The sequence below is a fragment of the Streptomyces manipurensis genome (genome assembly GCF_049570255.1).
Taxonomy (GTDB): Bacteria; Actinomycetota; Actinomycetes; order Streptomycetales; family Streptomycetaceae; genus Streptomyces; species Streptomyces manipurensis.
This window is the reverse complement of the sequence record NZ_CP186950.1, coordinates 5786970-5809361: the sequence shown is the minus strand read 5'-3', so window position 1 is coordinate 5809361 and position 22392 is coordinate 5786970. Positions and strand designations below refer to the sequence as shown.

The window sequence follows — 22392 nt, the reverse complement described above, 5'->3', positions numbered from 1 at the left end:
CGGGCCCTGTCCGGGTCCCGCGCGGGGCGGGTGCGGCGGCCGGGGGGAAGGGCTGCTGTGCCCCAGCCAGCCCGTCACGAGGAGCCCGCGCATGGCCCGACGTCTCGCCCCCGCCCTCACCGCCGCCGCCACGCTCGTCCTCGCGGCCGTCGCCGCGCCCCCGGCCTCCGCGGGCCACGGCCCGGACGCCGGCCGGGCCACGGCCGACCGCGCGGTCGCGTACGGGGCGACGGCCAAGTACCAGGTGCACGCCAACGCCGTGGCGGACGGCTACGTGCCGGACAAGTACTGCGTCCGCGACAAGGCGGGCACCGGCGCGCTCGGCTACCCGCACTTCAACCACGCGTACGACAACTCCGTGGACCCGAAGAAGCCGGCCGCCCTGTACTACGAGGACGACGGACGGGGCGGCAAGCGGCTCGTCGGCATGCAGTGGCTGGTCTACGACCGCGACCAGAAGCTGACCACGGACGAGGACCGCCCGACGATGTTCGGCACCGCCTTCAAGGGCCCCAAGCCCGGCAACTTCCCCGGCCAGCCCGTCCACTACGCGCTGCACCTGTGGCTCTGGAAGAAGAACCCCGCCGGGGTGTTCGAGACCTTCAACCGCGCGGTGACCTGCCTGCCGGGCACCACCCGCCCGTAGGGGCCCGGCCGGAGGTGTCCCGGCCCGCGGTGTCCTCACGGCCGGGCGGGCCGTGGCCCGGCATGATCGGCGGGACCAGCCCCACGGGGCCCGACGTCCTCCGGGAGCCGCCGATGTCCGTCACCCGCCGCAGCCTGCTCGCCGCCGGCACGATCGCCTTCAGCGGGGCACTGGGCGCCCTGTTCGCCGGCGGCTCCCCCGCCTCCTCCCGGGCGGCCCGGGCCGGCGGCGGGTACGGGCCGCTGGTCCCCGACCCCCGCGGGCTGCTCGACCTGCCCGCCGGTTTCACCTACCGGGTGCTCTCGCGCGCGGGCGACCGGATGCGCTCGGGCGAGGGCACCGTCCCCGCGAACTGCGACGGCATGGCCGCCTTCGGCGCGGCGGCCGGCGGTGTGCGGCTGGTGCGCAACCACGAGAACCGCACCACCGCCGCCCTGCGCGTCCCCGCCGTCCCCCGCCTGACCTACGATCCCGGGGCGCTGGGCGGCTGCACGGTCCTTGAGCTCGACCCGGCCGGGCGGCTCACCGGCGAACGGGTGGCCCTCGCCGGGACGGCCGTCAACTGCGCCGGCGGCCGCACCCCCTGGAACACCTGGCTGAGCTGCGAGGAGACCGAGGACCGGGCCGGCACCTCCGGCTACACCCGGGACCACGGCTACGTCTTCGAGGTGGACCCGGCCCGCCCGGACCGCACGGGCGCGGTCCCGCTCACGGCGATGGGCCGCTTCGCGCACGAGGCCGTCGCCGTGGACCCGTACAGCGGGATCGTCTACGAGACCGAGGACGCCTTCGTCCGGCCCTTCGGGCTGTTCTACCGGTTCCTGCCCGCACGGCCGCTCGGCGGGACCGGCTCGCTGCGGGCCGGCGGCGCACTGGAGGCGCTGCGCGTGCCGGGGCTGGCGGACCTGGCGGCGGTGGACGAGCCGGGGGCGGAGTTCCCGGTGGAGTGGGTGGCCGTACCGGATCCGTCGGCCTCGGGCACACCGGTCCGGCTGCAGGACTTCGGGGCGGGCGGGATCACTCACGCGCAGAAGCTGGAGGGCTGCTACTGGGGCGGCACCGGCGTCCACTTCGTCTCGAGCTTCGCCCGCCGCGGCGAGGGCGCCGCCGGCGACCACCACGGCCAGGTGTGGTTCTACGACCCGCGGAGCGCCCGGCTCCGGCTCGACGTGCTCTTCGGCCCGGCCGCCGACCTCCGGCTGCCCGGCGACTCCCCCGACAACATCTGCCTGGCCCCGGACGGCGGGCTGATGGTGTGCGAGGACGGCGGCGGGGCGCAGTACGTCTTCGGGGTGACGCGGGACGGCGAGGTGTATCCGGTCGCCCGCAACGCCGAGGACATCGGGGAGCCCGGGGCCCCGGAGTGGGGGGAGTTCGCCGGTGTCACCTTCTCCCCGGACGGCCGGACCCTGTACGTCAACGCCTACGCCCCCGGGACCACGTTCGCCGTGACGGGACCCTGGCGCTGATCCGGAGGGGGCCGACGCGGGTGACATCGGGGAGTGCCGCAGACAAGCACTTGGCACATAGTCATATATTTTGCCTGCGTGACCATTTCTGTGCGCAAAGCGGCGGCCACCGCCGCCCTCGGTGCCGCCGTGACGGCCGCCCTCGCCGGGTGCGGCGGCGGATCCTCCGCCCCGGACGGCAGCCGTGAGGCCCGCATGGGCACCCCGGCCGCGTCCGCCAACGGCCCCGCCCCGCAGAGCCCCTCCCCCGGCGCGCCCGCGCCGGGCGCCCCGCAGGCCGGGGCACCGGCCCCGGCGGCGCCGATACTGGCCCCCGGAGCAGGCGGCCTGACCCCCGTCTTCGAGCGGACGAAGCAGCAGACCGACAAGACCGTGGCACTGACCTTCGACGCCGACATGACCTCGGACCAGGGACCGCGCGCCGCGGCCGGGGAACACTTCGACAACCCCCAGCTGATCGCGGCCCTGCGCGCCCTCAAGGTGCCCTCGACGGTCTTCATGACGGGCCGCTGGGCCGAGGAGTACCCCGACCAGGCGAAGGCCATCGGCACCGATCCGAACTTCGAGATCGCGAACCACTCCTACAGCCACCACGCCTTCGCCTCCCCCTGCTACGGACTGCCCGCGCTCGACACCGCGGCCGCCCGGGCCGACGTGGACCGCGCCTTCGCCGCGTTCAAACAGGCGGGAGCCGTGAACACCGTCCCGTACTTCCGCTTCCCCGGCGGCTGCTACGACGACGCGGCGCTGCGGGCCCTGTCCACGGCCAGGGTGACCGCCGTCCAGTGGGACGTGGTCAGCGGGGACGCCTTCGCGAAGGACCCGGACGCGGTGGCCGAACAGGTCCTGGCCGGGGTGAAGCCCGGCTCGGTGGTGGTCATGCACTGCACGCGCAGCGCCGCCCCCGTCACCGAGGAGGCGGTCCGGAAGATCGTCCCGGAGCTGCGCAAACGCGGCTACCGCTTCGTGAAGGTCTCGGAACTCGTCGGGAAGTGATCCGGGGGCGCGCGGAGGATCCTTTCGCCAGTACGACTGATCCGCCCGTGCGGGTGGACCCCGCGCGCAGCCCCCGGACCGCCGGCGGCGCACCCCCCTATAAAGGGCCCGTCACGTTGACCGACTGATGGGTCCTCACCATGTTGCAGGCCGCTCTGCGGGTGCTCGCCGCCGTATCCCTCGTCTCCGCCGCCGCCGTCGCCCCGGCCACCGCCGCCTCCGTCACCGCCCCCTCCGTCACCACCGCCCCGGCGTCCGTGCCCGTTGCGGCCGCCGCGGCGGAGGACGAGCTGACCTCCCCCTGCGGGCCCACCGTCGAGTACCGGGCCTGGGACTGGTGGCGCACGACGACGAACGCCTCCCTGGCGCGGCCCGTCGCCTCGGCCGCGGCGGAGGAGCGGTGGCAGTGGCGCACGGACGTCAACACCCTCTGGCGCGGCGACACCCGGGAGACCGTCGACCAGATCTTCGAGACCGGGTTCACGCCCCGCGGCGAGCAGGTGACCCCGCTCGCCGAGTACATCGTCAAGGGCGGCGGCCAGGACAGCGCGCACCTCAGCACCAGCTGCGAGAAGTGGGTGGCGCAGAAGTTCGCCACCTACGGGAGCGCGAGGACCGGCTGGGTCTACGAGATCCACGCGCCCGGCGGCATCGACGTGAACGCCACCGCCCGGCTGAACAACTACAACTCCCCCTACCTGTGGAACAAGGAGGTCGACTTCCCGGGCGGGGTCAAGGGCCGCTACATCAAGGGGGCCTGCAAGTTCCGGCTGGTCCACACCGACCCGGTGACGAAGGTCAGCACCTTCGAGGAGCTGGGCTGCAAGGACAACGTCGGCTTCGCCCCGTACGCGGTGGACGAGGCCGCCCTCGCCGCGGCCCGCTGAGCCGCCCCGGTCCGGCCGCGTCGGTCCGGCCCCGCGTCGGTCCGGCCCGCCCGACGCGGGGCCGGACCGGCGCACCGCGTCAGTGCGCCGCCGTCGCCTCCGTCACCTCGCTGGGGCGGACGATGACGAAGCCCTCGCCGCTCAGCATCAGCTGGACGGCCTCGCCGGAACCGCCGCGGATCATCGAACCGACGGACTGGGAGCGGTTCAGCCCGGCCTCCAGCTGCGCGCTCCAGCCGACCACCGCGTCGGTGTCGACGTAGACGGGCGCCTGGGGGGTGACCGGGATGACGATGGGGTGCCCGTCGCACACGACGGCGAGCTTGCCGGTGCCGGTGAAGAGGCTGCTGAAGAGGCCGCCGCCGGCCATTCCGGCGCCCTTCAGCATCTTGATCTCGTAGGACAGGGTCGGGTCGAAGCACAGCACGTTGCGGCCGTTGACGGTGAGGGCGTCGCCCGGCTCGAAGTCGAGGATGAAGCAGTTGCCCCCCTGGTGGGCGAACCAGACCTCGCCCTGACCGTGCACGGTCATCAGCGCGAGCCCCTCGCCGGTGACGGCGCGCTTGAGCATGCCGCCTATGCCCTGGCCCTTGCGCTCGAACCGGAGGTCGCCGCGGAACGCGACCATCGAGCCCTGCCGGGCGAGCACTTCACCGTTGACGTTGTACTTCACGGCTTTGGGGTTCTGCAGGCTCATGCCGGGGGTGACGGCACCCTGGGCCAGGTTCTCGGACGCGAAAAGATCACTCTTCATGCCCTCGATCCTCGTCCGGACCCGCCACCCGGGACATCATCCTCAGGGGGGAGCCTGGCATCCTTGGCGGGATGAGCAGCCAGCACACAGACGACACCTCCGGCGTACCCGCGGTCGGGGCCGACAGTGCCTTCCGGCGCGAGCACGCCCTGCGCGACGAGGCCCCGCAGTTCGTCCTGCCGCTGGTGGTGCGCATCGAGAAGGCGGAGCCGCCCGCCCGGACGGACGCCCTGGAGACGGCGGCCCGCGCGGTGCTGGTGCTGCTCACCGACGAGCGGGCGCGGGGCGAGGGCGAGTGGGCCCGGGCCGTCAGCGACTGGCAGGACGCCCGGATCCGCAAGGTGGTCCGGCGGGCGCGCGGCGCCGAGTGGCGCAAGGCGCAGACCCTGCCGGGCATCACGGTGGAGGGCACGGAGGCGCTGGTGCGGGTGTTCCCGCCGGTGCCCCTGGACGGCTGGCCCAAGGAGCTGGCCAAGCTCCAGGTCTCGGGCACCGACCTGGACGACCCGGAGCCGGTGGGCGCGGACACCGCGCCGGGCCTGCCCGTGCTGTGGCTCAATCCCGGCCTCGGCATGTCGGCCGGCAAGGCGATGGCCCAGGCCGGTCACGCGGCGCAGCTGGCGTGGTGGGACCTGACGCCGGCCGAGCGGACCGCGTGGCAGGCCACGGGCTTCCGGCTGGCCGTGCGCACGGCCCCGCGGGACCGCTGGGAGGCGCTGAGCAGCAGCGGGCTGCCGGTGGTCCGCGACGCGGGGTTCACCGAGATCGCCCCGGGCAGTGCCACGGTCGTCGCCGACCACCCGGCGCTGCGCGCCCGGCTCTGACCGGGCCGCGCCACCGCCGGAACCGCCGGGAACCTCAAATGTTGCTCTGAACGTCCCCTCCTGCGATTGGCGCGACTCCGTCGGGGCCATGACATCCGCACACCGCACGGTGGCACGAGAGGGGGCGAGGGGACATGAAGCCCATGGGACGCCTGGGGGCGGGGATCGGCTGGCGGCCGGAGATCGCGGACGCGGTCGAACGGCTGCCCGGCCTGGACTGGGTCGAGGTGGTGGCCGAGAACGTCTGCCCGGGCCACCTGCCCGAGGCACTGCTGCGGCTGCGCGAGCGCGGTACGAAGATCGTTCCGCACGGGGTCTCGCTGGGCCTCGGCGGCGCCGACCGCCCCGACCCGGCGAAGCTGACGGCGCTCGGCGAGCGGGCGGTGGCGCTGGGCGCGCCGCTCGTCACCGAGCACATCGCCTTCGTACGGACCACCTCGCCGGTGCTGGAGGCCGGGCACCTGCTACCGGTGCCGCGCACCCGTGACGCGCTGGACGTGCTGTGCGAGAACGTGAGGATCGCGCAGGACGCCCTGCCCGTCCCCCTGGCCCTGGAGAACATCGCGGCGCTGTTCTCCTGGCCGGGCGAGGAGATGACGGAGGGGCAGTTCCTCACGGAGCTGGTGGAGCGGACCAGCGTACGGCTGCTCGTCGACGTGGCCAACCTGCACACCAACCGGGTCAACCGCGGGGAGGACCCGGCCGCCGTGCTGGACGCGATACCGCTGGAGGCCCTGGCGTACGTGCACGTGGCCGGGGGGATCGAGCGGGACGGCGTATGGCACGACACCCACGCCCACCCCGTGCCTCCGGTGGTCCTCGACCTGCTGGCGGAACTCCGCTCCCGGGTGGATCCGCCGGGCGTGCTGCTGGAACGCGACGACGACTTCCCTGCGGAGGCCGAGCTGGCGAGCGAGCTGGCGGCGATCCGGGCGGTGGTCACGCCCGGTGCCGGGACCGAGGAGGACTCCCCCGCACGGGCCCGGGAGTCCGTCGCCGGGCAGGACGGCGGCCCGGCGAGCACGGCGGGTGCGGCGGACGACGGGGCGCGGACCCGCGTGGCGCTGGGACAGGCCGCGCTGCTGTCGGCCCTCGTGGCCGGGACCCCTGTGCCCGAGGGCTTCGACCGGGCCCGCATCCGGGTGCAGGCCCGGGCGCTGGCGGCGAAGCGGGCCGACGTCGTCGCGAAGCTGGCTCCGGAACTGCCCGTGATCCTGGGCGGGCGCGGACCGTACCGCGAGGCCTTCCTCACCTACGCCAAGGGCCGCCCGATGACCGCCGGATACCGCCGGGACGCGCTGGACTTCGCTGAGCACCTCCTCGTCCGTGACCTGCCCGCGGACCTCGCGGCGCGGCGCCGGCTCACCTCCTGGTGGCGGGAGCGGTCCGGGGCCCGACCGCCCCACCCCCTCGTGCGCTGGGCCCGGGCGCTCACGGGGAGGGCGGCATGAACCTCCTCGCCCTCGCCCTCTGGATCGCCGTCCTGGTCTCCTCGGTCCTGCTCGTGCTCGGGCTGCGCCGGTCGCGGCCCGCACCGGCCGGCCCCGCGGCCGGGCTGCAGGACCTGTCCGAGGCCGCCTTCGTGGTGGGCGGTCCCGGCAACGTGGTGGACGCCGCCCTGGTGGCCATGCTCGTCGACGGACGGCTCGTCGTCGGCGGTCCCGGCATCGTCCAGGTGCACCCCGCGGCCCGGGCCGGCGATCCCGCCGAACGGGCCGTGCTCCAGGCGCACCGCGCGGCGCCCTCCGGCTGGCTGTACCAGGTGCGCTACGCCGCCATGTGCGACCCGGCCGTCCAGGAGATCGGGGAGGTGCTGGCCGACCGCGGGCTGATCTCCCGGCCCGGTGCCGGCCGGCGCTGGCGTCGCCTGGGGCGGATCCAGGCCGTGGTGTGCGGGGTGTGGCTGGCCGCGTCGATCCCGCTGACGTTCGTGGAGTTCGCGCTCGATCCCGAGCCCGTGGTGCCGTTCGTGGTCAAGGTGCTGCTGCCGCTGCTGGGCGGCCTCCTGGTGGGCGTGATCTGCGCCGCACGGGCGAAGAGCCGGATCACCCCGGCCGGGACACGGGCCCTGGTCGCCGCCCGGGCCGCGTACGGCGCCCACGCCACCCCGCAGGTGCAGGTGGCGCTCTCCGGGCTGCGCGGGCTGCGCGATCCGGCCCTGCGCCGGCAGCTGGTGTCGGCCGCGCGCGGCACCCGGCTGGCCGCGGCCCAGTCCGGCGCGCACCACCGCACCCATGGCACGTCGTCCTCCGACGGCTCGCCCGAACTGCTGCCGGTGCTGTGGTGCGCCACGAGCGACGGGGGCGCCGGCGGGGGCGGTTCGAGCTGCGGGGCGTCGGGCGGCAGCTGTTCCTCGGGCTCGGGCTGCGGCTCGTCCGGGTCCGGCTGCTCGGGCTCCTCGGGCTCCTCGGGCTCCTCGGGGTCGAGCTGCTCCGGCTCCTCCGGGTCGAGCTGCTCCAGCTCGTCCGGGTCCAGCTGCTCCAGCAGCAGCTGCTGACCGGCGGCGGGTACGACGGCCGGAGACGTCAGGATCGCGCCGCATCCGGAGCCCGCACCGGTGTCGCTGGACGACCGGGCGGCGGGTGCCCCAGGGGCACTGCGCCGCCTGTCGTCTGAACTTCCGGGCGGGGTCTCCGGCTGCGTCGTTTCGGGGGCTGGGCCTCCCGATCCACCGGAGGAACTCACCTGACGGTGTGGTCGTCCTCCGGTCCTTCCCCCCAGGGGAGGTATCAGGCGAGCCCGGCCACCAGATCGGCGACGGACTTGCGGCGCCCGGTGTAGAAGGGCACCTCTTCGCGGACGTGCATGCGGGCCTCGGAGGCGCGCAGGTGGCGCATCAGGTCGACGATGCGGTACAGCTCGTCCGCCTCGAAGGCCAGGATCCACTCGTAGTCGCCCAGCGAGAAGGAGGCGACGGTGTTGGCGCGGACGTCCGGGTAGCCGCGGGCCAACTTGCCGTGGTCGGCGAGCATGCGGCGACGGTCCTCGTCGGGCAGCAGGTACCAGTCGTACGAGCGCACGAACGGGTAGACGCTGACGTAGTCGCGGGCGACCTCGTCGGCCAGGAAGGCCGGGATGTGCGACTTGTTGAACTCGGCCGGGCGGTGCAGGGCCATGTTCGACCACACCGGCTCCAGCGCGCGGCCCAGCCGGGTGCGGCGGAACAGGTTGTAGGCGCCCTGCAGCTCGTCGGCGGTCTCCGCGTGCCACCAGATCATGACGTCCGCGTCGGCGCGCAGGCCGGAGACGTCATAGGTGCCGCGGACGGTGATGTCCTTGGCGGCCAGCTGGTCGAACAGCTCCTGGACCTCGTCGGCGAAACCGGCGCGGTCCTCGGGCAGGACGTCCTTCAGCTTGAAGACGGACCACAGGGTGTAGCGGATGACCTCGTTGAGGTCCTTCGCCTTCTTCCCCGCGTTGGGAATCTTCTCTGGTGCAGTCATGTGTCTATTGTCCCGTGCGCTGATCAGTGGTCCGTGCCAGGGGTGCCGTACGCGCGGTCAGCGACCCGATCACGGCCTGCGCGGCCGCGTCGGCACCGGCGATGCAGGCCGGAATGCCCACGCCGTCGTACTGCGCGCCGCACACCGCGAGGCCCGGCAGGGCCGCGACGGCGGCACGGATCCGGGCGACCCGGGCGAGGTGACCGACCGGGTACTGGGGCAGTCCGCCGTCCCAGCGGGTGACGACGGAGGCCACGGGCCGGGCCGCGAGCCCCACGGCCTCGCCGAGGTCGCCGAGGGAGACCTCGACGAGCTCGGCGTCGTCCTTGCGCAGGTCGCTCTCGTCGGCGTACCGGCCCACGGAGGTGCGCAGGAGGAAGAGCTCCGGATCCGCCCCGGACCAGGCCCACTTGTTGCTGGAGAAGGTGGAGGCCTTGATGGTCCGGCCGTCGACGGGCGGTACGAGGAACCCGCTCGCGCCGCCGTCGGTGACGGCGGCCGGCAGGTCCGCGCGCCGGAAGGCCAGGGTGACCAGCGCCATCGAGGCGTACTCGATCCGGTCCAGCTCCGCCGCGGCGGCCGGGGCGAGGGCGTCCAGCAGCCGAGCGGCCGGCCCGGCGGGGACGGCCAGGACCACCGCGTCGGCGTCGAGGGTCTCCTCCCCGGCGGTGACCCGCCATCCGCCGGGGGTGCGGTCGACGCCCCGGACCGGGGTGCCGGTCAGGATCCGTGCCCCGGCCGCGCGGCAGGCGTCGGCGACGGCGAGCGGCAGCCGGCCGATGCCGCCGGCGATCCCCGCGAAGAAGGCACCGGTGGCGGCCGCGCCGGTCACGGTGGTCCGCTCGGCGGCCGCGCGCTCCGCGGCGGCGCTCTGCAGGGCGCGCACGCTCTCGGTCAGCGTGGAGTGGGTGCGTACGGCGTCGAAGAGCGCGGGGACGGCGGCGCGCATCGAGATCCGGTAGGCGTCGCCGGCGTAGACCCCGCCGAGCAGCGGTTCGACGAGCCGGTCGACGACCTCGCGGCCCATGCGGGCGGCGACGTACTCGCCGACGGCGACGTCCTCGCCGACCTCGGTGGGCGGGAGTCCGGCCTCGGCGCCGACGCGGGCCAGGCCCTCCGCGGAGAGCACTCCGGAGGCGGCGAGCGGAGCGAGGTCGCCGGGGACGCCCATGACGTGCCCGCGGGGCATGGGCCGCAGCGCGCCCCGGGTCCACAGCCGGGCGGTCGCGGTGGCGGGCGCCTCCACGGCGTCGCCGAGACCCACGGCCCGGGCGAGGGAGACGGCCTCGGGACGCCGGGCGAGCATGGACTCGGCGCCGAGGTCGACGGGGGCTCCGGCGAGTTCGCCGGTGTACAGCTTCCCGCCGAGCCGGGAGCCGGCCTCCAGCAGGGTCACGCGGGCGCCTCCGGCGAGCAGCCGGTGGGCCGCGGCGAGGCCGGCGATGCCGCCGCCGATGACGACGACGTGTCCGAGGGGCCGGCCGGCCGGGACGCCGCCTCCCGGCCGGTCCGTACGCATGTCCGCTTCGTGCATGGACACATCGTCTCAGACCGATCTCCGAGGCCGGACCGTGACCGCATCGGGACCGGGCCGGAACCGTGCGGGCGAAACCCGCGGCGGGCCCCGGTACGTCGAAACGGCAACAGCAGCCGAACGACGGGGGTTTCCGAACGATGCACAGCAGCAGACAGCGTTCCGCGGCGGCCCTGGCCGCCCTCTCCCTGGTGGGCGTGCTCGCGCTCACCGGCTGCGGCGCGGGCGGCGAGGGGGCCGCGCAGGACAAGGCGGCCGTGGCGCCCGCCGAGGGCAAGGCACAGGAGGGCACGCGGGGCGGGGCAGCGGCCCCGGCCCCGGCGGCCTCACCGGGCGGCGGCGCCGACAAGAACGCCCAGCCCCCGGCCGCGGTCCGCCCGAACGTCATCCGCACGGCGACGCTCGGCATCGAGACGGCGGACGTGCAGAAGACCCTCGCGGCGGCCCGTGCCGCGGCCGACGGGGCGGGCGGCTACGTCGGCAGCGAGTCGACCAAGCGCGGCAGCAACGGCCGCATGACCTCGACGGTGGTCCTGCGGGTCCCGGGCGAGCGCTACGACGCCGTGCTCGGCGCGATGGAGGGCAGCGGGAAGCTGCTGCACCGCAAGGTGGACGCGGTGGACGTCACCGAGAAGGTCGCCGACATCAACAGCCGGGTCTCCTCGCAGCAGGCCAGCGTGGCACGGGTGCGGGAGATGATGGGCAAGGCGTCGGCGCTGAGCGAGGTGGTGATGCTGGAGGGCGAGCTGAGCCGGCGTCAGTCCGATCTGGAATCGCTGCAGGCGCAGCAGACGGCGCTGAAGGACCAGACCTCGATGGGCACGATCACCCTGGAGGTCTCCGAGCCCGCTCCCGCCGTCCAGGAGAAGAAGAAGGAGCCCACCTTCCTGAGCGCCCTGGGCGCCGGCTGGGACGTCTTCACGGCGGTGCTGCGCTACCTGACGCTGGCGGTGGGCGCCCTGCTGCCCTTCGCGCTGGCCGGGGCCGTGGTGCTGCTGCTGTTCCGCCTGTTCCGGCGTCTGCGGCCGGCGCGGCCGAAGGCGGCACCTGCTCCGCGGTGGCCGGCGGTGCCCGCTCAGCGGGAGCGGGCTGCGGACACCGCGGCGGACGTGCAGGACTGAACGCGCGTTCGGCCGTAGCGTGTTCACCATCGTTCGGTGGTGAAGGGGTGGTGCGGTCGATGGCGACGGAACGACTGGTGGTGGTCGGGGGTGACGCGGCGGGCATGTCCGCCGCGTCACAGGCCCGCCGGCTCAAGGGCGCCGGGGAGCTGGAGATCGTCGCGTTCGAGCGCGGCCGGTTCACCTCGTACTCCGCCTGCGGGATCCCGTACTGGGTCGGCGGGCTGGTCCCCGAGCGCGACGACCTGATCGCCCGCACGCCCGAGGAGCACCGGGCCCGGGGCATCGACCTGCGCACCCGCACCGAGGTGGTGGAGCTCGACGTGGCCGGGTCCCGGGTGCGCGCCCGGGACCTGGACGGCGGGGCGGAGTCCTGGACCGCCTACGACAAGCTGGTCCTGGCGACGGGCGCCCGACCCGTCCGGCCCCGGCTCCCCGGCATCGGCGCGCACGGGGTGCACGGGATCCAGACCCTGGAGGACGGCGGGCGCCTGATGGACTCGCTGGAGCGCACGCGCGGCCGGCGGGCCGTGGTGGTCGGGGCGGGCTACATCGGGGTGGAGATGGCGGAGGCCCTGGTGGAACGGGGTTTCGAGGTCACCGTCCTGCACCGGGGCGAGCAGCCCATGTCCACGCTGGACCCGGACATGGGCGGCCTGGTGCACAGCGCGATGAACCGCATGGGCATCCGGACCGTCTCCCGCGCCGAGGTCACGAAGATCCTCTCCGACGAGGAGGGGCGGGTCCGGGCGGTGTGCACGACGTCCGGCGAGGAGTACCCGGCGGACGTGGTCGTGCTCGGCATCGGCGTGGAGCCCCGTACGGCGCTGGCGCGCGCGGCGGGACTGCCGCTCGGGCCCTCGGGCGGAATCCTGACCGACCTGTCGATGCGCGTCCGGGGCCACGGGAACATCTGGGCCGGCGGGGACTGCGTGGAGGTCCTCGACCTGGTGGCGGGCCGCACCCGGCACGTTCCGCTGGGCACGCACGCCAACAAGCACGGCCAGGTCATCGGCTCGGGCGTGGGCGGCGGCTACGCGACCTTCCCCGGCGTCGTCGGCACGGCCGTCAGCAAGGTCTGCGACCTGGAGATCGCCCGTACGGGGCTGCGCGAACGGGACGCGCTGGAGGCGGGCCTGCGTTTCGTGACGGCCACCGTCACCTCCACCAACACGGCGGGCTACTACCCGGGCGCCACGGAGATGACGGTGAAGATGCTGGCGGAACGCCGCACGGGCCGGCTCCTCGGGGTGCAGATCGTCGGCGGCGCCGGCGCCGCGAAGCGGGTGGACGCCGCGGCGGTGGCGCTCACGGCGGGCATGACCGTGGAGCAGGTCGTCGCCCTGGACCTCGGCTACGCCCCGCCGTTCTCGCCGGTCTGGGACCCGGTCCTGGTGGCGGCCCGCAAGGCGGTCTCCGCGGTCCGCGCGGCGGGCGTCTGACCGCTCCGCGCGCAGCGCAGTTCGGAGCGGACCAGCTCCAGCAGCCGGCCCAACGGGTTGCGGCCGCCCCGGGTACCTCCGTCGCGCCAGAAGGGCGCCTCGGAGGTGCCGATGTGGAGGATCGGCGCGTCTCCCGTGGCGAGCAGGACCGCGGCGAGCCGCACCCCGGACCAGTCCGCCCGCCGGGCCGCCGCGCCGGCCAGCTCCCGTGCCCGGTCGGCGGTGGCGGCCGCGCGAATCCGGCCGTGGTCGGCCCGCCAGCCGGCGGATCTCGTCGGCGACCTCCAGGAGGAAGCCCGCGTCGGTCCGCGGCTCGGGATACCGGGTCTCCCAATTCGAGCGCTCCGGCTGCTCCTCGGGCCGCTCGCGTGCGTGCGGCGGGTCCAGGGCGAGCCTCCCCGTGGCGGGCAGCCGCTCCAGCCCGGCGAGGTCGGTCGCGTCGCACCCGCCGCAGGTGATCAGGCCGTCCGCGTAGACGAAGAGGTGCTCGACGAAGTGCTCGTCCAGCAGGTCGTGCCTGCGCCAGACGAGGCACCAGGCCCCGTCGACGCGTCCTCCGTCGGATATGCGAAACGTCGGTCCGTGCCATGTCGTGCAGGGCACGGTACCGACGTTTCGATCTTGCTCGGGTGCGGTTTTCCGCTCAGCGGGCCGTCTTGGTGTGGACGTAGTCCACCAGGCGGGTCAGCGCGTCGGGGTCGGTCGTCGGCAGGACTCCGTGGCCGAGGTTGAAGACGTGGCCCTCCAGGCCGGCGGCCGCGGCGAGGACCTCGTCCGTCTTGGCCTCGACCGCCTCCGTGGTGGAGAAGAGCACGGCGGGGTCCAGGTTGCCCTGGAGCGCCTTGCCGGGGCCCACCCGGCGGGCGGCCTCGTCCAGCCGGACCCGGTAGTCGACGCCCACGACGTCGGCGCCGGCCTCGCCCATCAGGCCGAGGAGCTCGCCCGTGCCCACGCCGAAGTGGATGCGCGGGACGCCGTACGAGGCGACGGACTCCAGGACCTTCGCGGACGCGGGCATCACCGAGCGGCGGTAGTCCGCCGGGGGCAGCGCGCCGACCCAGGAGTCGAAGAGCTGGACGGCCGAGGCGCCGGCCTCGATCTGGACCTTGAGGAAGGCGGAGGTGATCTCCGCGAGGCGGTCCAGCAGCTCCGCCCAGAGCTCCGGGTCCCCGTACATGAGGGCCTTGGTGTGCTCGTGGTTCTTGGACGGACCGCCCTCGACGAGGTAGCTCGCGAGGGTGAAGGGGGCGCCCGCGAAGCCGATCAACGGCGTGGAGCCCAGTTCACCCGTGAGCATGCCGATCGCCTCGGTGACGTACGCGACGTCCTCCGGGGTGAGGTCGCGCAGCTGTGCGAGGTCCTCGCGGCGGCGGATGGGCTGGGCCACGACCGGGCCGATGCCCGGCTTGATGTCCAGGTCGACGCCGATGGCCTTGAGCGGGACCACGATGTCGGAGAAGAAGATCGCCGCGTCCACCTTGTGGCGGCGCACCGGCTGGAGCGTGATCTCGGTGACCAGGTCGGGGCGCATGCAGGACTCCAGCATGGCCGTGCCCTCGCGCACCTTGCGGTACTCGGGGAGGGAGCGCCCGGCCTGCCGCATGAACCACACCGGGGTGTGCGGCACCGGCTCCCGCCGGCACGCCTTCAGGAAGGCGGAATCGTACGTCTGGCTCGGCTGGCCCTGGGGGCGGAGGTTGGCGCTCACGACCCAAATCTTCGCACGTATGAAGAAGTGCCCGACCCGGCACGGGTGTCCCTGCGCCGCACGGGCTCACATACCGCCTAGTCTTCCCCGCATGGCTGCGGCTCAGGGACGATTTTCAGATGGCGCCGAGGGTACGGGCAGGCCGAAGGAGGGCTCCGCCCCGCTCCCGTTCCGGCGGGCGGTCGACGGCCTCAGGACGGCGCGACTGCGCCCGGGGATCGAGATCGATCCGACGAAGCCGCCCCAGAGACTCGCGCCGTACGCCTACGCGCTCGAGGCCGCGGTGGTGGAGGGCGAGGACGACCTGGCCGACGGCCGGCTCATCCTGCTCCACGATCCGGCCGGGCACGAGGCCTGGCACGGGACCTTCCGGCTGGTGACGCTCGTACGGGCGGAGCTGGAGCCCGAGATGGCCGCGGACCCGCTCCTGCCCGAGGTGTGCTGGTCCTGGCTGACGGGGGCACTGGAGGCGCGCGGGCTGGCGTACGGGGAGGCGAGCGGCACCGTGACCATGGCGGGCTCGCACTACTTCGGCGGGCTCGCGGAGCGGCGTCCGGCGACGCAGATCGAGATCAGGGCCTCGTGGACCCCCCGCGAGGGCGCGGGCGGGGTGCCCGACACCCCGGCGCACCTGTCGGCGTGGTGCGAACTGATCTGCCAGATCGCCGGCCTGCCCCCGGTGGGGCCGACGGACACGGCGACGGGCGTGGTCTCCCTGCCACAGCGACGCGGTCCGCACCACCCGTAGCCGCAGGGCCGTCCGGCCCTGCGCACGGGGGCCCCGGACCCCCCGCCGCCCGCGCCGCGCGGGCGGCCGGCGGCCGGGAGGGCTGTCACAACCCGGCCTCCCGTTGTGGGCTTCTGATCACCTGATGATCGATCGTGCGTCCGAATTGCCCTAATTGTTACTCACCAAATCGTGATCATTCCCTAAAGCCGGGCGGGTGACGTGCCGAAGGAGTCAGTGACCATCCGCACGGGTCCCCACCGGCTCCCTTCCCCGAACCGGCCGGCCCCGCCACTCCCCCAGGAGGCCTAGGTGTCCGTTCTTCTCGAGCAGCCCGCAAGCCTGGTCGCCTACCGCCCGAACAAGCCGACGGCCATGGTCGTCGTGGCCGACCCGCGCGTCCGTTCCACGGTGACCCGGCATCTGTGGGCCCTCGGAGTCCGCGACGTGATCGAGGCGTCGTCCATCGCGGAGGCCCGCCCCCGCGTCGGCAGCCCGCGCGACATCTGCGTGGCCGACGTGCACCTGCCCGACGGTTCCGGTCTCACCCTGCTCTCCGAGACCCGCGCCGCAGGCTGGCCGAACGGCCTGGCCCTGTCCGCCGCCGACGACATCGGCGCCGTGCGCAACGCCCTCGCGGGCGGAGTGAAGGGCTACGTCGTCACCGGCACCCGCACCAACATCGGGCTCCCCACCCGCCCCGGCGCCGCCCCCATCGGCGCCGCGGCCGCCCGTATGCACCGCCGCCCCCCGGGTGCCCCGAGCCACCCGGGCGGCTACCGCGAGCTCTCCGGCCGCGAGGTCGAGGTCCTGCGCCTCGTCGCGGAGGGCCAGTCCAACAAGGCCATCGGCGTCTCGATGGGCCTGTCCGCCCTGACCGTCAAGTCCCACCTCGCCCGCATCGCCCGCAAGCTGGGCACGGGCGACCGCGCCGGAATGGTCGCGGTGGCACTGCGCACCGGGATCATCCACTGAACGCGGGCCGCGACCCCCGGATAGACCTCCGGGAGACCCCCGGAAAACTCCCCGCGTACTGATCGTGCCCGTCGACGGAACGTTCCGGCGACGGGCGCGTCGTATACACGGATACCCTTGACCGGTGACCGACGCCCAAGAGACCGCAGCAGACCTGCGCACCACCACCGGGGGCGGCCCCCCGGACGAAGTCGTTGTTCCGCCCGGTGGGCTGCCGATCCCCTTGCTGGAGCCCCGCGAGGGCATCCCGCCGGTGGTCGCCGACGCGGACGCCCTGGCCGAGGTCGTCGCGGCCTTCGCCGCGGGAACCGGCCCCGTCGCCGTCGACGCCGAACGCGCCTCCGGATACCGCTACGGCCAGCGCGCCTACCTGGTGCAGCTGCGCCGCGAGGGCGCCGGCTCGGCGCTGATCGACCCGGTGGGCTGCCCCGACCTGTCCTCGCTCGGCGAGGCCCTGTCCGGTACCGAGTGGATCCTCCACGCGGCCACCCAGGACCTGCCCTGCCTGCGCGAAATAGGCATGCTGCCCACCTCCCTGTTCGACACCGAGCTGGCCGGCCGGCTCGCCGGCTTCCCGCGCGTCGGACTGGGCGCGATGGTCGAGAGCGTGCTCGGCTACGCGCTGGAGAAGGGCCACTCCGCCGTCGACTGGTCCACCCGCCCGCTGCCCGAGCCCTGGCTGCGCTACGCCGCGCTGGACGTCGAGCTCCTGGTCGACCTGCGCGACGCCCTGGAGAAGGAGCTGGACCGGCAGGGCAAGCTGGAGTGGGCCCGTCAGGAGTTCGACGCGATCGCCTCCGCGCCCCCCGCCCCGCCGCGCAAGGACCCCTGGCGCCGTACGTCCGGCATGCACAAGGTGCGCCGGCGCCGGCAGATGGCCGTCGTGCGCGAGCTGTGGGAGTCCCGCGACCGGATCGCACAGCGGCGCGACGTGTCCCCCGGCAAGGTGCTGGGCGACGCCGCGATCGTCGAGGCCGCCCTGGCCCTGCCCGCGAACGTGCACACGCTGTCCGCCCTGCCCGGCTACGGGCAGCGGATGGGCCGGCGGCAGCTGGAGCAGTGGATGGCGGCCGTGGACCGGGCCAAGGCCCTCCCCGAGAGCGAGCTGCCGCAGCCGGGCGCGACCCCGGCCGGCCCGCCGCCGCCGCGCTCCTGGGCGGACAAGGACCCGGCGGCCGCCGCCCGCCTGGCGGCGGCCCGCACCGCCGTCTCGGCGCTCGCCGAGGAGCTGAACCTGCCGCAGGAGAACCTGATCACCCCGGACACGGTCCGGCGGCTGTGCTGGGAGCCCCCGCAGCGCCCGGACGAGGCCGCCGTCGCGCAGGCCCTGGCCTCGTACGGCGCCCGCCCCTGGCAGATCGAACAGGTGACCCCCGCCCTGGTCACCGCCCTCGGCGCGACCGCCTGACGCGGAACGCGCCGTCCGCACGGACCACGAGAGCCCCCGGCCATCCGGCCGGGGGCTCCTTTGTTACGTGCCCATGACACTCGCGGGGTTTTGAACACGCTCAACAACGGCTAATTTCTTGAACGTGATCAAAAATTCGTACGAGGACTGGACCCGCGACTTCGAGGCCGAGCGGGAGCGGCGCGCCGCGCTCGGCGACCCGGACTGGACCCGCGGGGCACGGCTGCCCCGGGCCCTCGTCCGCAGCCTGCAGAAGTTCCAGGTGGGCGAGGACGGCGACGGCTCAGCCCTGCTGGCGAAGGCCGAGCGGGCCGGGAACCCCTCCTACACCGCGGCCGCGCGGCTGTTCGTCGCCGAGGAGCAGAACCACGCCCGGATGCTGGCCCTGCTGCTGGCGGCCGCCGGGGAGCCCGTCCTCCCCGGGCACTGGAGCGACGCCGCCTTCGTGCGGATCCGGCGCATGCTCGGCCTGCGAGTGGAACTGATGGTGCTGATGGTGGCCGAGGTGGTGGCCCTGTCCTACTACCGGGCCCTGCGCGACGGCGCTCCCGACGCGCTGACCGCGGAGGTGGCCGGGCGGATCCTGGGCGACGAGGAGCGACACGTCCCCTTCCACTGCCACCGCCTCCACGAAGGGCTCGGCGGGCTGTCGAGGCCCGCGCGCCGGGCGGCGACCGCGGGCTGGCGGCTGCTGGTGGCGGGTGCCGCCGCGGTGGTGGCGGCCGATCACGGGGCGGCGCTGCGCGCGGCCGGGGTCTCCCGCCGGGCCTTCGCCGCCGAGGTGACGCGGGCGGCGGGGCCGATGGCCGCGGTCATGGCGGACGGCCCTGTTCCACCCGTCCGGGTGACGTCCGGACGACCTTGGGGAGTGTGACCTTCGCCGCTCCTCGGGGAGGGGGTGTGCACATGGGTTACCCGCAAGTAGCATGGCCGGGTGAGCGGGCGCTCAGCAACGGATGCGGAGCCGCCCCCGCGCAGCAGTGCCATCCCCGCACCTGGAGGAGAGCCAACGTGCCTCGTACCGTCAGGGACGTCGTCTTCGTCGACGGCGTCCGCACCCCGTTCGGCAAGGCGGGCCCGAAGGGCATCTACCACGAGACCCGCGCCGACGACCTCGTCGTGAAGGCGATCCGGGAGCTGCTGCGCCGCAACCCGGACCTGGACCCCAAGAAGATCGACGAGGTCGCCATCGCCGCGACCACCCAGATCGGCGACCAGGGCCTGACGCTGGGCCGCACGGCCGGCATCCTCGCGGGCCTCCCGCAGTCCGTCCCGGGCTACTCCATCGACCGCATGTGCGCCGGCGCGCTGACCGCCGTGACCGCCGTCGCGGGCGGTGTGGCCTTCGGTGCGTACGACGTCGCCCTCGCCGGCGGTGTCGAGCACATGGGCCGCCACCCCATGGGCGAGGGCGTCGACCCGAACCCGCGCTTCGTCTCCGAGAAGCTGGTCGACGAGTCCGCCCTGTTCATGGGCATGACCGCCGAGAACCTGCACGACCGGTACCCGACGATCACCAAGCTCCGCGCCGACGAGTACGCCGTGCGCTCGCAGGAGAAGGCCGCCAAGGCGTACGCCGACGGCAAGATCCAGCAGGACCTGGTCCCGATCTCGGTGCGCAACACCAACGAGGCCGCGGGCGAGACGGGCTGGGGCCTGGTCACCACCGACGAGCCGATGCGCCCGGGCACCACGCTGGAGAACCTGGCCGGCCTGAAGACCCCGTTCCGTACGCACGGCCGGGTCACCGCGGGCAACGCCGCCGGTCTCAACGACGGTGCCACCGCCGCGATCATCGCGTCCGAGGACTTCGCCCGCGAGAACAACCTCCCGGTCAAGATGCGCCTCGTCTCGTACTCCTTCGCGGGTGTCGAGCCGGAGGTCATGGGCTACGGCCCGATCCCGGCCACCGAGAAGGCCCTGGCCCAGGCCGGCCTGACGATCGACGACATCGGCCTCTTCGAGATCAACGAGGCCTTCGCCGTCCAGGTCCTCGCGTTCCTGGAGCACTACGGCATCGCGGACGACGACGCCCGCGTGAACCAGTACGGCGGCGCCATCGCCTTCGGTCACCCGCTGGCCTCCTCCGGCGTGCGCCTGATGACGCAGCTGGCCCGCCAGTTCGAGGAGCAGCCGCACGTCCGCTACGGCCTGACCACCATGTGCGTCGGCTTCGGCATGGGCGCCACGGTCATCTGGGAGAACCCGAACTTCAACGCCGAGGGAGACTCCAAGTGAGCACCACCGCTGAGCTCCTGAAGGGCGCGGCCGAGCTGTTCCCGGACGAGGTCGTCACGTCCGCGCACGTCCGCCACCTGGACCTGCCGTTCGGCGCCGGGCGCTTCGCGCTCATCACGCTGGACAACGGCTTCGACCACACCAAGCCGACCACCTTCGGCCCGCAGTCCCTCGCCAACCTGAACGCGGCGATCGACCAGGTCGAGCAGGAGGCCACCGCCGGCACCATCGTCGGCGCGGGCATCACCGGCAAGCCGTTCATCTTCGCGGTCGGCGCCGACCTCAAGGGCGTCGAGCTGCTGAAGAAGCACGACGAGGCGCTCGCCATCGGCAAGGGCGGTCACGACGTCTTCAAGCGCCTCTCGGCGCTGGCCGTCCCCACCTTCGCGTACTACAACGGCGCGGCGATGGGCGGCGGCGTCGAGGTCGGTCTGCACTGCAGCTACCGCACCGTCTCCAAGGCCATCCCGGCCTTCTCGCTGCCCGAGGTCTTCCTCGGCCTGGTCCCCGGCTGGGGCGGCTGCGCCATCCTGCCGAACCTGATCGGCGCCGAGCGCGCGGTCTCGGTCATCATCGAGAACTCGCTGAACCAGAACCGCCAGCTCAAGGGCAAGCAGGTCTTCGAGCTCGGCATCGCCGACGCGATCTTCGAGGGCGCGGACTTCCTGGAGCAGTCGCTCCTGTGGACCGCGAACGTCCTCAACGGCACCACCGAGGTCGTCCGCGCGGAGATCGACCGCGGCGAGGCCTGGGACGCGGCCGTCGCCAAGGGCCGCGCCATCGCGGACTCCAAGGTGCACGGCGCCGCTCCGGCCGCCTACCGCGCGCTGGACATCATCGCCGCGGCCAAGGACGGCGACCTCCAGGCCGGCTTCGACGCCGAGGACACGGCCCTGGCCGACCTCATCATGGGCGGCGAGCTGCGCTCGGGCATCTACGCCTTCAACCTGGTCCAGAAGCGCGCCAAGCGCCCGGCCGGCGCCCCGGACAAGTCCCTGGCCCGTCCGGTCACCAAGGTCGGCGTCGTCGGCGCGGGCCTGATGGCCTCGCAGCTGGCGCTGCTGTTCCTGCGCCGCCTGGAGGTGCCGGTGGTCCTCACCGACATCGACCAGGAGCGCGTGGACAAGGGCGTGGGCTACGTCCACGCCGAGATCCAGAAGCTGCTCGGCAAGGGCCGCATCAACCAGGACAAGGCCAACCGCCTGACCGCCCTGGTGAGCGGTGTCCTGGACAAGGCCGAGGGCTTCGCGGACGCGGACTTCATCATCGAGGCCGTGTTCGAGGAGATGTCCGTCAAGCAGAAGGTGTTCGCGGAGGTCGAGGCGGTCGCCCCGGCGCACGCGATCCTCGCCACCAACACCTCCTCGCTGTCGGTGTCGGAGATGGCCTCGAAGCTCCAGCACCCGGAGCGTGTGGTCGGCTTCCACTTCTTCAACCCGGTCGCGATCCTCCCGCTGCTGGAGATCGTGCGCGGCGAGCAGACCGACGACGCCTCGCTGGCCACGGCCTTCGGTGTCGCCAAGAAGCTGAAGAAGACCGCGGTCCTCACCAAGGACGCCCCGGCGTTCGTCGTGAACCGCATCCTGACCCGCTTCATGGGCGAGATCCAGAACGTCATCGACGAGGGCACCCCGGTGGTCACGGCGGAGAAGGCCATCGAGCCGCTCGGCCTGCCGATGTCCCCGCTGGTGCTGCTGGAGCTCGTGGGCCCGGCGATCGGTCTGCACGTCTCCGAGACCCTGAACCGCTCCTTCCCGGAGCGCTTCACCGTCTCCCCGAACCTCAAGCGGGTCGTCGAGGCCGGCAAGCGCGGCTTCTACGTGTACTCCGCGGAGAACGGTTTCAAGCCGGAGCTGGACCCCGAGGTGGCCGCCCTCCTGGTGCAGGGCGACTCCGTCCTGACCGAGGAGCAGGTCCGCGCGCGCGTCCTGGACGCGGTCGCGCAGGAGATCGGTCTGATGCTGGAGGAGGGTGTCGTGGCCGAGGCCCAGGACATCGACCTCTGCCTCATCACCGGTGCGGGCTGGCCCTTCCACCTGGGCGGCATCACGCCGTACCTGGACCGTGAGGGCGTCTCGGAGCGCGTGAACGGCAAGAAGTTCCTCGCCCCCGGCATCGCGAGCGTCCCGGCCTAGTCCGGGTCGCAGGCGGCTGTTCGACGGCCGGGCCCGCTCCCTCCGGGGGGCGGGCTTCGGCCGTTCGAATACCTGTCTAAGATTC

Annotated in this window: 19 protein-coding genes and 1 pseudogene; 15 read left to right on the top strand and 5 right to left on the bottom strand. The window is 73.8% G+C overall.

Annotation, left to right across the window (positions count from 1 at the left end; all coding sequences use genetic code 11):
• The first annotated feature begins 91 nt into the window (after positions 1-91).
• From ACPU2J_RS26610 to ACPU2J_RS26595, 4 genes are all read left to right on the top strand, one after another.
• Positions 92-646, top strand: a complete 555-nt coding sequence (locus ACPU2J_RS26610) for a hypothetical protein (protein WP_365078368.1) — start codon at positions 92-94, stop codon at positions 644-646.
• Between the two features lie 113 nt (positions 647-759).
• The gene (locus ACPU2J_RS26605; RefSeq protein ID WP_420079262.1) at positions 760-2115 is read left to right on the top strand and encodes an alkaline phosphatase PhoX; all 1356 of its coding nucleotides are present in this window, start codon (positions 760-762) and stop codon (positions 2113-2115) included.
• Between the two features lie 78 nt (positions 2116-2193).
• On the top strand, positions 2194-3111 hold the full coding sequence (locus ACPU2J_RS26600) for a polysaccharide deacetylase family protein (RefSeq protein ID WP_420079263.1): 918 nt from the start codon (positions 2194-2196) through the stop codon (positions 3109-3111).
• A gap of 140 nt (positions 3112-3251) precedes the next feature.
• Entirely contained in the window at positions 3252-3998 is a 747-nt protein-coding gene (locus ACPU2J_RS26595) for a scabin-related ADP-ribosyltransferase (protein ID WP_420079264.1), read from the top strand.
• 79 nt (positions 3999-4077) lie between these two features.
• Here ACPU2J_RS26595 and ACPU2J_RS26590 read toward each other — a convergent pair whose 3' ends face one another.
• Positions 4078-4752, bottom strand: a complete 675-nt coding sequence (locus ACPU2J_RS26590; RefSeq protein ID WP_423834170.1) for an AIM24 family protein — start codon at positions 4750-4752, stop codon at positions 4078-4080.
• 71 nt (positions 4753-4823) lie between these two features.
• Here ACPU2J_RS26590 and ACPU2J_RS26585 point away from each other — a divergent pair, with 71 nt between their 5' ends.
• The 3 genes from ACPU2J_RS26585 (at position 4824) to ACPU2J_RS26575 (ending at position 8073) form a co-directional block, all read left to right on the top strand.
• A complete protein-coding gene (locus ACPU2J_RS26585; RefSeq protein WP_420079266.1) occupies positions 4824-5576 on the top strand; it encodes an aminoacyl-tRNA hydrolase in 753 nt (250 codons plus the stop codon).
• Positions 5577-5719: 143 nt separating this feature from the next.
• Positions 5720-7027, top strand: coding sequence for a DUF692 domain-containing protein (locus ACPU2J_RS26580; protein WP_423835011.1), 1308 nt, complete (start codon positions 5720-5722; stop codon positions 7025-7027).
• Positions 7024-8073, top strand: coding sequence for a TIGR04222 domain-containing membrane protein (locus ACPU2J_RS26575; protein WP_423834169.1), 1050 nt, complete (start codon positions 7024-7026; stop codon positions 8071-8073). The genes ACPU2J_RS26580 and ACPU2J_RS26575 overlap by 4 nt, the downstream gene beginning before the upstream one ends.
• A gap of 232 nt (positions 8074-8305) precedes the next feature.
• Here the strand turns inward: ACPU2J_RS26575 and hemQ are convergent, their stop codons facing one another.
• Positions 8306-9019, bottom strand: coding sequence for a hydrogen peroxide-dependent heme synthase (hemQ, locus tag ACPU2J_RS26570; RefSeq protein ID WP_423834168.1), 714 nt, complete (start codon positions 9017-9019; stop codon positions 8306-8308).
• Between the two features lie 4 nt (positions 9020-9023).
• Complete coding sequence (hemG, locus tag ACPU2J_RS26565) at positions 9024-10553, bottom strand: protoporphyrinogen oxidase (RefSeq protein ID WP_420079268.1); 1530 nt, start codon at positions 10551-10553, stop codon at positions 9024-9026.
• A 140-nt stretch (positions 10554-10693) separates the two neighbouring features.
• Here hemG and ACPU2J_RS26560 point away from each other — a divergent pair, with 140 nt between their 5' ends.
• Together ACPU2J_RS26560 and ACPU2J_RS26555 are read left to right on the top strand one after the other, a co-directional pair.
• Positions 10694-11674, top strand: coding sequence for a DUF4349 domain-containing protein (locus ACPU2J_RS26560; protein ID WP_423834167.1), 981 nt, complete (start codon positions 10694-10696; stop codon positions 11672-11674).
• A 59-nt stretch (positions 11675-11733) separates the two neighbouring features.
• A complete protein-coding gene (locus tag ACPU2J_RS26555) occupies positions 11734-13116 on the top strand; it encodes an FAD-dependent oxidoreductase (protein WP_420079270.1) in 1383 nt (460 codons plus the stop codon).
• A gap of 306 nt (positions 13117-13422) precedes the next feature.
• On the opposite strand, the pseudogene ACPU2J_RS26550 reads toward ACPU2J_RS26555, so the two are convergent.
• Both ACPU2J_RS26550 and hemE read right to left on the bottom strand, forming a co-directional pair.
• A pseudogene (locus tag ACPU2J_RS26550) lies at positions 13423-13719 on the bottom strand (DUF7638 domain-containing protein); the annotation flags it as partial.
• A gap of 40 nt (positions 13720-13759) precedes the next feature.
• Entirely contained in the window at positions 13760-14824 is a 1065-nt protein-coding gene (hemE, locus tag ACPU2J_RS26545) for a uroporphyrinogen decarboxylase (RefSeq protein WP_361588919.1), read from the bottom strand.
• A 91-nt stretch (positions 14825-14915) separates the two neighbouring features.
• Here hemE and ACPU2J_RS26540 point away from each other — a divergent pair, with 91 nt between their 5' ends.
• The 6 genes from ACPU2J_RS26540 (at position 14916) to ACPU2J_RS26515 (ending at position 22307) form a co-directional block, all read left to right on the top strand.
• A complete protein-coding gene (locus tag ACPU2J_RS26540; RefSeq protein WP_361588922.1) occupies positions 14916-15572 on the top strand; it encodes a DUF3000 domain-containing protein in 657 nt (218 codons plus the stop codon).
• Between the two features lie 291 nt (positions 15573-15863).
• On the top strand, positions 15864-16526 hold the full coding sequence (locus ACPU2J_RS26535; protein ID WP_007267191.1) for a helix-turn-helix transcriptional regulator: 663 nt from the start codon (positions 15864-15866) through the stop codon (positions 16524-16526).
• Between the two features lie 124 nt (positions 16527-16650).
• Complete coding sequence (locus ACPU2J_RS26530) at positions 16651-17934, top strand: HRDC domain-containing protein (RefSeq protein WP_420079271.1); 1284 nt, start codon at positions 16651-16653, stop codon at positions 17932-17934.
• 118 nt (positions 17935-18052) lie between these two features.
• The gene (locus ACPU2J_RS26525; RefSeq protein WP_420079272.1) at positions 18053-18808 is read left to right on the top strand and encodes a ferritin-like domain-containing protein; all 756 of its coding nucleotides are present in this window, start codon (positions 18053-18055) and stop codon (positions 18806-18808) included.
• A 137-nt stretch (positions 18809-18945) separates the two neighbouring features.
• A complete protein-coding gene (locus ACPU2J_RS26520; RefSeq protein ID WP_125814944.1) occupies positions 18946-20172 on the top strand; it encodes a thiolase family protein in 1227 nt (408 codons plus the stop codon).
• Entirely contained in the window at positions 20169-22307 is a 2139-nt protein-coding gene (locus ACPU2J_RS26515; protein ID WP_365494241.1) for a 3-hydroxyacyl-CoA dehydrogenase NAD-binding domain-containing protein, read from the top strand. Before ACPU2J_RS26520 ends, ACPU2J_RS26515 begins: the two co-directional genes overlap by 4 nt.
• The last annotated feature ends 85 nt before the right edge of the window (positions 22308-22392 follow it).

Coding starts and splice junctions, on each gene's coding strand:
- hemQ (WP_423834168.1), bottom strand. CDS start 9,019: ATGACTGCACCAGAGAAGATTCCCAACGCGGGGAAGAAGGCGAAGGAC.
- ACPU2J_RS26555 (WP_420079270.1), top strand. CDS start 11,734: ATGGCGACGGAACGACTGGTGGTGGTCGGGGGTGACGCGGCGGGCATG.
- ACPU2J_RS26585 (WP_420079266.1), top strand. CDS start 4,824: ATGAGCAGCCAGCACACAGACGACACCTCCGGCGTACCCGCGGTCGGG.
- ACPU2J_RS26540 (WP_361588922.1), top strand. CDS start 14,916: ATGGCTGCGGCTCAGGGACGATTTTCAGATGGCGCCGAGGGTACGGGC.
- hemG (WP_420079268.1), bottom strand. CDS start 10,553: ATGCACGAAGCGGACATGCGTACGGACCGGCCGGGAGGCGGCGTCCCG.
- ACPU2J_RS26580 (WP_423835011.1), top strand. CDS start 5,720: ATGGGACGCCTGGGGGCGGGGATCGGCTGGCGGCCGGAGATCGCGGAC.
- ACPU2J_RS26575 (WP_423834169.1), top strand. CDS start 7,024: ATGAACCTCCTCGCCCTCGCCCTCTGGATCGCCGTCCTGGTCTCCTCG.
- ACPU2J_RS26605 (WP_420079262.1), top strand. CDS start 760: ATGTCCGTCACCCGCCGCAGCCTGCTCGCCGCCGGCACGATCGCCTTC.
- ACPU2J_RS26560 (WP_423834167.1), top strand. CDS start 10,694: ATGCACAGCAGCAGACAGCGTTCCGCGGCGGCCCTGGCCGCCCTCTCC.
- ACPU2J_RS26610 (WP_365078368.1), top strand. CDS start 92: ATGGCCCGACGTCTCGCCCCCGCCCTCACCGCCGCCGCCACGCTCGTC.
- ACPU2J_RS26590 (WP_423834170.1), bottom strand. CDS start 4,752: ATGAAGAGTGATCTTTTCGCGTCCGAGAACCTGGCCCAGGGTGCCGTC.
- ACPU2J_RS26595 (WP_420079264.1), top strand. CDS start 3,252: ATGTTGCAGGCCGCTCTGCGGGTGCTCGCCGCCGTATCCCTCGTCTCC.